The sequence below is a fragment of the Streptomyces sp. NPDC055966 genome (assembly GCF_042269865.1).
Lineage (GTDB): Bacteria > Actinomycetota > Actinomycetes > Streptomycetales > Streptomycetaceae > Streptomyces.
In genome coordinates, this window is record NZ_JBHJYK010000012.1 from 143,492 (window position 1) to 155,954 (window position 12,463).

Sequence of the window (12,463 nt, forward strand, 5' to 3'; positions counted from 1 at the left end):
CGGCCATGGCGACGGACACCCGGCAACGGCACGGGCCGGAGACGGGGACCCGCATCTGGGATCTCAACCTCAAGCATCTGCAGGCGTTCCTCGCCGTCGCGGACACGCTGAGCTTCACGTCCGCGGCGGACCAGCTGGGCAGCAACCAGCCGACGCTCACCCGCTCGGTACGGCGGCTGGAGGAACAGCTCGGCGTCCCGCTCTTCCTGCGGACGACCCGGCAGGTGTCCCTGAGTCCGGACGGGGTCCGGCTCCGGGACCGGCTGCGGGAACTCCTGCCGCACCTGAGCCGGGCCCTGTTCCCGGAGCCGGAACGCCCGGCGCTGCGGCTGGGGTTCTCCTGGCTGCTGCCGGACGGCTGGGTGCAGGAGGCGATCCGCCGGTTCGAGCAGGAGACCGGTGCCCGGGTGGAGCTGCGCCGCCGGGACGACCGGTGGGCCGACCGGCTGCGCGTGTGGCACCGCACGTCCGCCGGCGACGAGGAGCTGCTCGCCCTCGACACCGGCTCCCGCCCGGTGGCGGAGCACGAGAAGACCGTGGTGAAGCTGGGCCGGATGGCCGCGGACGTGGCCCGTTTCGTCACCGACGGCGCCCCTCCCGCGCAGCCCTTCCCGGGGCTGTCCGACGCGCTGGCTCTGCAGCGGCTGCTGAACACCGCGGAGCGCGAGGCCCGCACCACCGGGCCGGTGTCCTACTTCCCCGGCGGCCGGACCCTGCTCCAGGAGTCCGACTGGGAACGCCTGGGCTGAACCGCCCGCGCCGGCACCCCTGCCCCCTACCCCTTGCCCCTACCCCCCTTCCCCGACGACCTGACCATCCGACAAGGAGAGCGAACATGTGTGGAATAGCCGGCTGGGTGGACTTCGCCCGCGACGTGCGCCAGGAGCGGCAGACCCTGGAGGCCGTCACGCGGACCATGGCCTGCCGCGGCCCGGACGCCGAGGGCATGTGGGCCGACGAGCACGCCGCGCTCGGGCACCGCAGGCTGTCCATCATCGACCTGGACGGCGGCCGGCAGCCCATGACGGCCGAGGCTGACGGCCGGGTCCTGGCCTGCCTGACCTACAGCGGTGAGGTGTACAACTTCCAGGAGCTGCGCGAGGAACTGGTCTCCCGCGGCCACCGGTTCCGCACCCGCAGCGACACCGAGGTCGTCCTGCGCGGCTATCTGGAGTGGGGCGAGGGCCTGGTCGACCGGCTCAACGGCATGTACGCCTTCGCCGTCTGGGACGTGCGCGAGCAGAGCCTGCTGCTGGTCCGCGACCGTATGGGCGTGAAGCCGCTGTACTACTTCCCCACCCCGGACGGCGTGGTGTTCGGCTCGGAGCCGAAGGCGATACTCGGCCATCCGGCGGTGCCCCGGAAGGTGAGCGCCGAGGGCCTGCGCGAGGTCCTGGAGATGGTGAAGACGCCCGAGCACGCCGTCTTCTCCGGGATGCACGAGGTACGGCCGGGCCAGCTGGTCCGCGTCTCCCGCGCGGGCGTCGCGAAGCGGACGTACTGGGCCCTGCAGGCCCGTGAGCACACCCACGACCGCGACACCACGATCGCCACGGTCCGCGAGCTGCTCGACGACATCGTGGGCCGGCAGACCGTCGCCGACGTGCCGCTGTGCTCGCTGCTCTCCGGGGGCCTGGACTCCTCGGCCATCACGGCGCTGGCCCACAAGAAGCTGCTGGAGCGCGGCGAGGGCCCCGTGCGCTCCTTCTCGGTCGACTTCGCCGAGCACGGCGGCGCGTTCGTCGCCGACCCGGTGCGCGGCACCTCCGACACCCCGTTCGTGCACGACCTGGTGCGGCACATCGGTGCCGACCACAGCGAGATCGTGCTCGACAGCGCCGAGCTCGCGGACCCGCAGCTGCGGGCGAAGGTGCTGGGGGCGCTGGACCTGCCGCCGGCCTACTGGGGCGACATGTGGCCGTCGCTGTACCGGCTCTTCCAGTCGGTGCGGGCGCGTTCGACGGTGGCCCTGTCCGGCGAGTCCGCCGACGAGGTGTTCGGCGGCTACCGCTGGTTCTTCGACCAGGAGGCCGTCGAGGCGCAGACGTTCCCCTGGCTGACCTCCGCGACCGGCAAGTACTTCGACGGCAAGTCGCTGTTCGACCCGGGCCTGCTGCACAAGCTGGACATGCCGGGCTTCCTGCGCGACAGCTACGCGCAGGCCGTGGGCGAGACGCCCGGGCTGCCGGGCGAGAACGCCGTCGACCGCCGTATGCGGCAGATGAGTTACGTCAACCTGACCCGGTTCGTGCAGACGCTGCTGGACCGCAAGGACCGGATGAGCATGGCCGTCGGTCTGGAGGTCCGCGTGCCGTTCTGCGACCACCGGCTCGTGGAGTACGTGTTCAACGTGCCGTGGGCGCTGAAGTCCTTCGACGGCCGGGAGAAGAGCCTGCTGCGGGCCGCGACGAAGGACCTGCTGCCGGACTCGATCGTGCAGCGCGTCAAGAGCCCGTACCCCACGACCCAGGACCCGGCCTACGAGCAGGGCCTGCGCCGGGCCCTGGCCGGCGTGCTGGACGACTCCTCCTCGCCCGTCCTGCCGCTGCTGGACCGGGCCGCGGCCAAGCGGCTGCTGGACAGCCCGCTCGGCGAGACGAGCGCCCAGTACGACCGCTCGGGCCTGGAGCTGGCCCTCGGCGTCAACGACTGGCTCGCCGCCTACGACGTCGCGCTGGACCTGTGAGCACGGTACTCGCCGGTCGCGGCGGCCCGCGCTGAGCGGCCACCGGTGCCCGCCGTCGCGCCCTGCTCGGGGCGGCGGGCACCGGGCGCGCCGTAGCCGTCCCGCTCGGCGGCGCCGAGCAGATGGTCGAGCAGGCCGGGGTACCGGCTCTCCACATCGGCCAGACGCAGGGAGTTGTAGCAGCGCGTCCCCTCGGAGCGGACGTACAGCACCCCGGCCTCCCTGAGGATCTTCAGGTGGTGGGTCATCGTCGACTTGGCCGTACCGCCGCCCAGTTCACCGGCGGTGCGCTCCTTTCCGTCCGCCAGCGCGAGGGCGATGCCGAGCCGGGTGGCGTCGCTCAGCGCGAAGAGCACGGCGGGCAGCCGGATGTCGTCGGTGTCGGGGTGGAAGTAACGGCGCACGTCCCAAGAGTCGCACAACCGGCCGAGGTTATCCGGACGGCCGAAATCCACCGGGCCCGCTTGCCAGGACGGACCGCGCCGCCATCATGTACTAATGAACTGCGATCATCGAACATTGAGGTTCCAGTGAAACTCGTCTACCTCCTCGGGCTCGGCGCCTTCGCGCTCGGCCTCGACGCCTACGTCACGGCCGGTCTGCTGCCCGTCATCGCCGACGACTTCGGGGCGTCCGTATCGGCCACGGGACAGATGGTCACCACCTTCACCCTCGCCTACGCCATCGCCTCCCCGATCTTCGCCACCCTGCTCTCCGCCTCCCGCGTCCGCACCGGACTGCTGGCCTCGCTCGCCGTGTTCGCCGCGGCCAACGCGGCCAGCGCGCTCGCCGGTTCACTCGGGGCGCTGCTGGTGGCACGGGCCTTCGCCGGTGTCGGCGCAGGCCTGTACCTGGCACTCGCCGCATCGGCCGCCGCCTCCCTCGTGGACGAGAAGCGGCGCGGCCGCGCGCTCGCCATGATCATGGGCGGCATGAGCTCCGGCACCGTGATCGGCGTGCCCCTCGGCGTCTTCATCGCCCAGCACACCAGCTGGCGCGCCACCCTGTGGCTGGTGGCAGCCCTCGGCCTGGTCTCCTTCGCCGGACTCGCCCTGCGACTCCCGCAGCTCCCCGCCGGCGAGGCGGTGTCGCTGCGCCGGCGCGCCCAGGTGGTCACCGACCCGCGGGTCGCCTCCGTCGTCGGCGTCTCCTTCCTGGCCGCCCTCGGCAGCCTCGGCCTCTACACCTACATCGCCCCCGTCATGAAGACGCACGCCATGGGCGGCGTCGACGACATCACGCCCTACCTGTGGGCCTGGGGCATCGGCGGCGTCCTCGGCAGCCTGCTGATCGGCCCGCTCGTCGACCGGGTGCGCCGCCCCCAGACGCTGGTGATCGGCATCCTGGCACTGCTCACCCTCGCCCTCGCCGTCATGCGCCCCGCCGCCGGCGTCGACCCCCTGCTCGCGCTGCTGCCCATCGCCCTGTGGGGCGCCGTGGGCTGGGCGCTCCAGGTGCCGCAGCAGAACGATCTGCTCCTCGCCCGCGGCGACCGCGGCGGCCCGGTCGCCGTCGCCCTGAACGAGTCCGCGCTCTACCTCGGCAGCGCGGTCGGCTCGGGTCTCGGCGGTCTCGCCTTCTCCACCGGACTCGGCGGCGCCACGCTCCCGCTGTGCGCGGCCGGGGCGGCCTTCCTCGCCCTGGTCCTGCAGCTCACCGGCGTCCGCGCCGCGGCCGGGCGGCGCCCTGTGCCGGCCGCCGAGCCCGCCTGCGCCCTGCCCGCGCAGGGCCGCAACTGACACCACCCCGGGGAACACGCGCGTGCCCCACGGGCACGCGCGTGTTCCCCGGAAAAAAACAAACAGACCTGTTTGTCGGTCGAGCAGGTCGGGTGGGCGGACCTTCCCTGTGCAGGGCGCTCACCAGCGGTAACCGGCCATCTCCTGGAGAATCTGCTACTTGAGGCTGTCAGCGGGTGCCCAAAGAAACAGGCATGGTTGTATGGTTGCCGCGGGAGGAGGCGCCCGTCTGCGTCTGCTCACCGCTGTTCTGAGGGCTGTCGTATCAGGCAAGGGGCATACGCGATGCAGAAGCGGTCGCAAACTTCCCGTCAGGCGCTCGTGCGCGCCACCGTGGAACTCATCGCGACCCGCCGGCTCGCCGACGCGGGACTGGTCAACATTTGCAACACCGCAGGCGTGACCCGCGGCGCGCTCTACCACCACTTCCGCTCCATCGCGGAGTTGGTGGGGGAGGTCCACGCGCAGGCCCGGGAGCGTGTCCTCGCACTGGCCGACGAGAGTTTCGCCCAGCGCGGCGTGGAGGCCCCGGCGCGCTTCAGCATCGCCCTCGGCAAGGCCCTGACGGACGATCAACTGGTGCGTGCGGGGCTGCGGTTGGCGCCCGACGGCACCGAGGATCCGCCGCGGCTGCGGGAAGAAGTGCTGGACCGGGTGCGCGCCGAGATGATGACGCAGGCGCCCGCGAGCCCCGACCGGTCGGGGCTCGCGGACCTGGCGGTCGTGGTCACCGCGGGCCTGGAGTCCCTCGGCTACGCCGACAATCTCTGGTGGGGCGAGGAGCGCGCCGAGCGGATATGGGACACGCTGCTGCCGCTCTTCACGCAGGCCCCGCAGGGCGACACCGACCGCGAGGCGGAACTTTCGCCGGCCGCCGTCGCGGGCGCACCGGGCCAGTAGCACCGCCCCGCCGGCCCGCCGCCGACCTGGCACGGACCCGACACGGCCTACGAGGCGGCCGCTGCCGCCTCGGCCCGGGCCTGGTCGTCGGCGACGACGGCCGCGGGTGGTGGGGTGACGCGCAAGGTGCCGATCAGGCCGGGCGTGACCAGGCCCGGGAGCAGGAAACGCCACATCGCGCCGAGGCGCTGGGGCAGGTCCTCCCGCTCCGTGTAGACGAGCGACATCGCCTGCAGGCCGGTGAACGCGCCGATGATGACGGTCGTGGCGTCGGCCAGGTCCACGCCGGGCAGGGTCTCGCCCTGTAGCCGGGCCTGGTCGAGCAGGTCGTGGATGACCGCCGTCGACTGCTCGTAGGGGGTGTTGGCCGGGCGCGGGAACGACGTCTTCTCCACCGCCAGGCGCACGCTGGCCCGCAGCACCGGATCATGCTGGAGCTGAGCCGCGAAGGCGAAGGTCAGGTCGATGATCGACTGGAGCTTGGTGGACCGCTCGGGGGCGGCGAGGGCTCCGCTGTGCGCATCGAACAGCGCCGCCGCGATCGACTCCTTGGAACGGAAGTGGTGGTACAGGGCGCCACGGGTCAGACCGCTGCGCGCCAGGATCTCGTTCGTACTCGCGGCGTCATATCCGCGCAGGTCGAACACCTCGGCGGCGGCCGCCAGGATCGCCTGCCTCGACCGCGTTCCGCGTTCCTGTTTCGCCATGCCCGGTCCTCGCCACTAGCCAACTATCGATACAGACAAGTCTGCATTCTACTTGGATGTGCGGGACTCACCAGTGGTGCACGGGAGGAAAGCCGGACACCTCACACAGTTCCGGCGAACGCCCTGGTGCCGACGGCTCTCGCCGCCGGCACCAGGGCGTGGGTACGGCACCCCGTCACGGGCCGCCGAGACGGAAACCGACACCGCGGACCGTAACGATCCAATGGCTTGATCCGAGCTTGCCACGCACGCTGCTGACGTGCGTGTCGATGGTACGTCCCTTGTGCGACCAGGCGTCATCCCAGACCTGGGTCATGAGCTGCCGCCGGGAGACCACAGCGCCTGGCTGGATCGCGAGGGCGTGCAGCAGGTCGAACTCCTTGCGCGTGAGGCTGACGGGGCGGCCGTGCAGGGTGACCTTGCGGACGTCGGCGTCGATGCGCAGGGGGCCGTGCTCGATCGTGCGGGCCGTCGGGGACGGCCGTACCCGACGCATCACCGCCCCTATGCGGGCGAGCAGTTCGTGGAATCCGTAGGGCTTGACCATGTAGTCGTCCGAGCCCGCCTGCAGCCCGAGGACGCGGTCGAGCTCGCTGCCGCGCTCCGTGACGGCGATGATCGGCGTGTCGCTCATCGCGCGGATGCTGCGGCAGACCTCCAGACCGTCGAGGTCGGTGAGGTCGAGGTCGAGCAGGATCAGGTCGGCCTGGCGGTGCACGCGCAGGGCCTGGCTCCCGGTGTTCACGCTGTCGGCGCGGTACCCGCGCCGGATCAGGTCCTGCACCAGGGCCTTCGCGGAGCGCTCCTCGTTCTCGACGACCAGGATGCGCAGGGCGGGGTGCTCGACCGGGACGTGCAGCCGCGGCGCGGCCGGGTGGGCGTGCTGGGGCACGGTGTGGTGCCGCACGGTGAGGGAGTCGGACAGGTCGGCTACCTGCTGGTTCAACTGGTCCTCCTTGAGCGTGCCGGTGTCGGCCGACTTCAAATGCTCGTGTCGAAGTTCAGGTGCTCCGGGAACATACCAAACAGACTTGTCTGATTGTCAATGTGGCCGGGATGGCCTGCTCCAGCTCGGTTCATGACGTCTGACCTCGTACGATCGTAGGAAAGTGATGATTTGTCACGCGTTCGCGACGCGGGGTCTCCGCTGCTGTATGTTGGCCAAGAACAGTCAAAATTGTTTGTTATTCGATCTCGTTGCGTGATGGTCTCCTCGCACAGGGCGTGCGAGAGGAGCGGATTCCCGCCTTCCGCTCTCTCCGGATTCGGGCCTTCCGTTCTGCGGCGCGCCCGGCTCCAACTTTTTACTTGATTTCCCCTACAGACCTGTCTGTATTTTGTTGGGAGTGTGGACCGGGGGCTGTTGCCACACGTCAGCTCCCTCCTGCCCGACTACCGACAGGAGTGCCAGCCATGACCGCGATGCTCGACTCCGCGCTCACTGCGTTCACCACCACCGTCCCGCGCCAGTACGTGCACCGGGCCGCCGTCTCCGAAGTCCTGCTCACCGGCTGGCGGACAGCGGACGCGCCCCATGCCTTCGTGGTGGGATCCCAGTGGCCGCGCGGGCACGCGCTCTTCGCCCAGTCGGACGGCTACCAGGACCCGATGCTCCTTGCCGAATCGGTTCGCCAGACGGGGGCCCTGCTCGCGCACGCCGAGTTCGGGGTCGAGTTCGGCAACCAGTTCCTCATGGGGTCGATGTTCTTCGCGGCCACGGCGCCCCTGTTCGTCGCCACGCCCGTCCCGACCGAGGTCGAACTGCACGCGGTGTGCCACGACATCGTGCGGCGGGGCGAGAGCTTCGCCGGCATGCGGTACGAGGTGACCGCGATGGTCGACGGCGCGGCCCTGGCCACCGCCGGAGCGACCATGAGCTGCATACGGCCGAACGTCTACCGGCGCCTGCGCGGCGAGCGGCCCACCCGCTGCGACCGCCTGCCCGGGCTGCCGATCGACCCGGCCCTGGTCGGGCGCACCGACCCGCAGCACGTGGTCCTGTCCGAGCTCCCGGACGGCGCCGGCAACCGGTGGGAGCTGCGCGTCGACTGCAACCACCCGATCTTCTTCGACCACCCCGTGGACCACGTCCCCGGCATGGTGCTCCTGGAGGCCGCCCGGCAGGCCGCCCACGCCGTCACCGGCATGCCCGACACCCTCGTCATCGGCCTGGACAGCTCCTTCGAGCGGTACGCCGAACTCGACGAGCCCTGCGTGGTGGAGGCCGAGCCGACCGGGGTCGACGCGGCCGGCGACGTCCAGGTCCGGGTGCGCGGACTGCAAAGCGGCGGGCCCGTCTTCGACGCCCGCCTCACCCTGCGGACCCGCAACCACTGACCCTCGACGCGATCGGAGCGCCCACGTGCCGAACTTCCTGGTCACCGGAGCGGGCGGGTTCATCGGAACCCATGTCGCCCGCGAAGCGGCCCGCCTGGCTGGGCAGTTGACCCTGACCTCACACCGCAGGCCGCCCCGGGCACCCGGCGCGGACCGGGCCCGGATCGTCCGGGCGGACCTGGCGGACCCGGACTCCCTGCGCGGCCTGTGCGACGGCGTCGACGTCGTGCTGCACTGCGCCTCGCAGATCGGCGGTAGCCCCGAGGCCAACGAGGCCGTCAACGCCCGGGGAACCGCCGCGCTCGTCGCCGACGCGCAGCGCGCCGGGGTGTCCCGCATCGTGTACCTCAGCACCGCCTCCGTGTACGGGCGCGGCATCTTCCGCCGCGCCCGCCCCGAACAGCTCCCGCGCAAGCCGCTGTCGCCCACGTCGCGGACCCGGGCCGAGGCCGAGGACGCCGTCCTGGCCGCCGGGGGCATCGTCGTACGGCCGTACCTGGTGTACGGGCCCGGTGACACATGGGTCGTGCCCGGGCTGCGGCGGCTTCTGCGCACGCTGCCCGGCACCCCGACCGGCTGGGACGCCCGGCTCTCCGTCATCGCCGTGGCCGAACTGGCCGCGCTGCTCGTGGCGCTCGGCCACGCCCCGCGCGAGCGGCTGTCGTCGTCCGCCTACCACGCCGCGTACCCCGAACCGGTCACGGCCTGCGAGCTGTTGCGCGCGGTGGCCGCCGGCACGTCGCTGCCGCGGGCCCGCTGCACCCTGGGTCTCGCGCAGGCCCGGGCCCTGCCCACCGAGGACGGGGCCTTCACCCGCGCCCTGGACATGCTGGCCACCGACCACTGGTTCGACAGCACACCCCTCTGGGCGGACCTGGGCCGGCCGGCGGGTCCAGGATGGGACGCGGACGCCGCGCGCATGAACGAGTGGTACGCCGACCTGGCGGCAGCGGCCTGATCCCGCTGCCCGCCGCCCGCGACCCGCCCGGACTCGCGCGGCACCCGAAGCCCCGACCGCACCGGCACGGTGTGCGGTCGCAGATCCAGCACTACCCGTAAGGACTGGCACGCGTGGAATACACCAACCTCGGCCGCAGCGGACTGTCCGTGTCCCGGCTCGTACTCGGCACGATGAACTTCGGGACGCAGACCTCCGAGGCTGACAGCCACACGATCATGGACCGGGCGCACGAGCGCGGCATCAACTTCTTCGACACGGCCAACGTGTACGGCACGCGTCCGGGCGAGCAGCCCACCGAGCCGATCATCGGCCGCTGGTTCGGCGGCGGGGGCGGGCGGCGCGAGAAGACCGTGCTGGCCACCAAGGTCTATCTCCCGACGGGCGGCTGGCCCAACGAGTCGTACCTGTCGGCGCTGAACATCCGGCGTGCCTGCGAGGCGTCGCTGGCCCGCCTGGGGACCGACTACATCGACGTGTACCAGATGCACCACGTCGACCGGAGCACGCCGTGGGAGGAGATCTGGGAGGCGTTCAGCGTCCTGCGCCAGCAGGGCAAGGTGCTCTACTTCGGATCGTCCAACTTCGCCGGCTGGCACCTCGCCCAGGCGCAGGAGGCCGCACGGTCGCGGCACTTCCTCGGCCTGGTCAGCGAGCAGTCGAGGTACAACCTGATGACCCGCTGGGTCGAGCTCGAAGTGCTGCCCGCGGCACGCCACTACGGCATCGGCCTGATCCCCTGGGGGCCGCTGAACGGCGGTGTGCTCGGCGGCGTCCTGCGCAAGCTGAAGGAGGGCGGCGCGGCCCGCGGCAGCACCGGGCACTCGGCCGGCCTGCTCGCCCAGCACCGCGACACCGTCGAGGCCTACGAGAAGCTGTGCGCCGAGATCGGCGAGGACCCCGCGCACGTCGGACTGGCCTGGCTGCTCGCGCAGGACGGGGTGACGGGCCCGATCATCGGCCCGCGCACGGCCGGGCAGCTCGACAGCTCGCTGCGCGCGCTGACGATCACGCTCGACGCCGACACCCTGGCCAGGCTGGACCAGCTGTTCCCGCCGCCCGGCCCGAACGGGGCCAAGCCGGCGCCCGAGGCCTACGCGTGGTGAGCGCCCAGCAGCCACGCCCACAGGACGGAACCGGCCGTAAGTATCCGAAAACTCGGGGGAGTTGACGCGTCGTGCGCAAGGTGCTCATCGCCAACCGTGGCGAAATCGCTGTCCGCGTGGCCCGGGCCTGCCAGGACGCCGGGATCGCGAGCGTTGCCGTCTATGCCGACCCGGACCGGGACGCGCTGCACGTCCGCGCCGCGGACGAGGCCTTCGCGCTGGGCGGTGACACCCCGGCGACCAGCTATCTGGACATCGCCAAGGTGTTGCGGGCCGCCGCGGACTCCGGCGCGGACGCCGTCCACCCCGGTTACGGATTCCTGTCGGAGAACGCGGAGTTCGCCCAGGCGGTGCTGGACGCCGGGCTGATCTGGATCGGCCCGCCCCCGCAGGCCATCCGGGACCTGGGTGACAAGGTCGCCGCGCGCAGCATCGCGCAGCGCGCCGGTGCCCCGCTGGTGGCCGGCACGCCGGACCCGGTCAGCGGCGCGGACGAGGTCGTCGCGTTCGCCGAGGAGCACGGCCTGCCGATCGCCATCAAGGCGGCCTTCGGCGGCGGTGGCCGAGGCCTGAAGGTGGCCCGCACCCTGGAGGAGGTGCCGGAGCTGTACGAGTCCGCGGTGCGCGAGGCGGTTGCGGCGTTCGGCCGCGGGGAGTGCTTCGTGGAGCGCTACCTGGACAAGCCGCGCCATGTGGAGACGCAGTGCCTGGCCGACCGGCACGGCAACGTGGTGGTCGTCTCGACCCGCGACTGCTCGCTGCAGCGCCGCCATCAGAAGCTGGTGGAGGAGGCCCCGGCCCCGTTCCTGACCGACGCCCAGGTCGAGGAGCTGTACCGCGCCTCCAAGGCGATCCTGAAGGAGGCCCGTTACGTCGGCGCGGGAACGGTCGAGTTCCTGGTCGGCGGCGACGGCACGATCTCCTTCCTGGAGGTCAACACGCGGCTGCAGGTCGAGCACCCGGTCACCGAGGAGGTCGCCGGCATCGACCTGGTGCGCGAGATGTTCCGCATCGCCGACGGTGAGGAACTCGGTTACGGCGACCCGCAGTTGCGCGGTCACTCCATCGAGTTCCGGATCAACGGCGAGGACCCGGGCCGGGGTTTCCTGCCCGCCCCCGGCACCGTCACCGTCTTCCGCCCGCCCGCGGGTCCGGGCGTGCGCCTGGACGCGGGTGTGGAGTCCGGCTCGGTGATCGGCCCGGCGTGGGACTCGCTGCTCGCCAAGCTGATCGTGACCGGCCGTACCCGCAAGGAGGCGCTGGAGCGGGCCTCGCGCGCGCTGGCCGAGTTCGACGTGGAGGGCATGGCCACCGCCGTGCCCTTCCACCGCAAGGTCGTGCTCGACCCGGCGTTCGCGCCGGAACTGACGGGCTCCGGCGAGCCGTTCACGATCCACACCCGGTGGATCGAGACCGAGTTCGTCAACGACATCCCCGCCTTCGCCGCCCCGGCGGACGCGGAGGACGACGAGGCCGGGCGCGAGACCGTGGTCGTCGAGGTCGGGGGCAGGCGCCTCGCGGTCTCGCTGCCGTCCTCGCTGGGCATGTCCCTGGCGCGTACGGGCCTCGCGGCCGGGGCCAGGCCGAAGCGGCGTGCCGCCAGGAAGGCCGGTCCGGCCGCCTCCGGTGACACCCTCGCCTCCCCGATGCAGGGCACGATCGTCAAGGTCGCCGTCGAGGAGGGCCAGCAGGTCGAGGAGGGCGACCTGGTCGTCGTCCTGGAGGCGATGAAGATGGAGCAGCCGCTGAACGCGCACAAGGCGGGCACCGTCAAGGGGCTGTCCCTGGAGATCGGCGCGTCCGTCACCTCCGGCGCCGCCATCTGCGAGATCGCGGACTGAACCACCACCTGCTCCACCACCCGTCGTGCACACAGGGCTCCTGACGAATCGTCAGGAGCCCTGTGTGTCGTCCCCGGCGGCGCCGGGGCCTGTCGTCACCTTCCCGTCGTCGCCGAAGGGCGGCCTCGCGGCGTCCGGTGAGGGTCCGGCGAAGTCCGCGGCGGTTCGGCAGCGCCCCGAAGGGGCGCG

At 71.9% G+C, this 12,463-nt stretch carries 11 protein-coding genes; 8 read left to right on the forward strand and 3 right to left on the reverse strand.

All coding sequences use genetic code 11. The features are described 5' to 3' along the window. Positions 1-5: 5 nt before the first annotated feature. Together ACFC8N_RS25495 and asnB are read left to right on the forward strand one after the other, a co-directional pair. The gene (locus ACFC8N_RS25495) at positions 6-749 is read left to right on the forward strand and encodes a LysR family transcriptional regulator (RefSeq protein WP_376290008.1); all 744 of its coding nucleotides are present in this window, start codon (positions 6-8) and stop codon (positions 747-749) included. A gap of 86 nt (positions 750-835) precedes the next feature. Then, complete coding sequence (asnB, locus tag ACFC8N_RS25500) at positions 836-2,686, forward strand: asparagine synthase (glutamine-hydrolyzing) (protein WP_362822087.1); 1,851 nt, start codon at positions 836-838, stop codon at positions 2,684-2,686. Here asnB and ACFC8N_RS25505 read toward each other — a convergent pair. Then, a complete protein-coding gene (locus ACFC8N_RS25505) occupies positions 2,662-3,108 on the reverse strand; it encodes an ArsR/SmtB family transcription factor (RefSeq protein WP_376290010.1) in 447 nt (148 codons plus the stop codon). The two genes, asnB and ACFC8N_RS25505, sit on opposite strands and share 25 nt — an antisense overlap. Before the next feature lie 108 nt (positions 3,109-3,216). On the opposite strand from ACFC8N_RS25505, the gene ACFC8N_RS25510 reads away from it, so the two are divergent. Together ACFC8N_RS25510 and ACFC8N_RS25515 are read left to right on the forward strand one after the other, a co-directional pair. Then, entirely contained in the window at positions 3,217-4,425 is a 1,209-nt protein-coding gene (locus tag ACFC8N_RS25510) for an MFS transporter (protein ID WP_376290012.1), read from the forward strand. A gap of 285 nt (positions 4,426-4,710) precedes the next feature. Continuing rightward, a complete protein-coding gene (locus tag ACFC8N_RS25515; RefSeq protein ID WP_362822084.1) occupies positions 4,711-5,325 on the forward strand; it encodes a TetR family transcriptional regulator in 615 nt (204 codons plus the stop codon). A gap of 47 nt (positions 5,326-5,372) precedes the next feature. On the opposite strand, the gene ACFC8N_RS25520 is transcribed toward ACFC8N_RS25515, so the two are convergent. Next, positions 5,373-6,032, reverse strand: coding sequence for a ScbR family autoregulator-binding transcription factor (locus tag ACFC8N_RS25520; protein WP_356030393.1), 660 nt, complete (start codon positions 6,030-6,032; stop codon positions 5,373-5,375). A gap of 175 nt (positions 6,033-6,207) precedes the next feature. Next, positions 6,208-6,978 carry a response regulator transcription factor gene (locus tag ACFC8N_RS25525; protein WP_356030391.1) on the reverse strand — a complete coding sequence of 257 codons (771 nt, stop codon included), beginning with the start codon at positions 6,976-6,978 and terminating at the stop codon, positions 6,208-6,210. Positions 6,979-7,445: 467 nt separating this feature from the next. Here ACFC8N_RS25525 and ACFC8N_RS25530 point away from each other — a divergent pair, with 467 nt between their 5' ends. From ACFC8N_RS25530 to ACFC8N_RS25545, 4 genes are all read left to right on the forward strand, one after another. Next, positions 7,446-8,369 carry a ScbA/BarX family gamma-butyrolactone biosynthesis protein gene (locus ACFC8N_RS25530; RefSeq protein ID WP_376290016.1) on the forward strand — a complete coding sequence of 308 codons (924 nt, stop codon included), beginning with the start codon at positions 7,446-7,448 and terminating at the stop codon, positions 8,367-8,369. A 25-nt stretch (positions 8,370-8,394) separates the two neighbouring features. Next, on the forward strand, positions 8,395-9,327 hold the full coding sequence (locus tag ACFC8N_RS25535) for an NAD-dependent epimerase/dehydratase family protein (RefSeq protein ID WP_376290018.1): 933 nt from the start codon (positions 8,395-8,397) through the stop codon (positions 9,325-9,327). A gap of 113 nt (positions 9,328-9,440) precedes the next feature. Next, positions 9,441-10,433: an aldo/keto reductase gene (locus ACFC8N_RS25540; RefSeq protein ID WP_356030388.1), complete on the forward strand. Its 993-nt coding sequence runs from the start codon at positions 9,441-9,443 to the stop codon at positions 10,431-10,433. A 71-nt stretch (positions 10,434-10,504) separates the two neighbouring features. Further along, positions 10,505-12,274 carry an acetyl/propionyl/methylcrotonyl-CoA carboxylase subunit alpha gene (locus tag ACFC8N_RS25545; RefSeq protein WP_376290020.1) on the forward strand — a complete coding sequence of 590 codons (1,770 nt, stop codon included), beginning with the start codon at positions 10,505-10,507 and terminating at the stop codon, positions 12,272-12,274. Positions 12,275-12,463 lie beyond the last annotated feature (189 nt).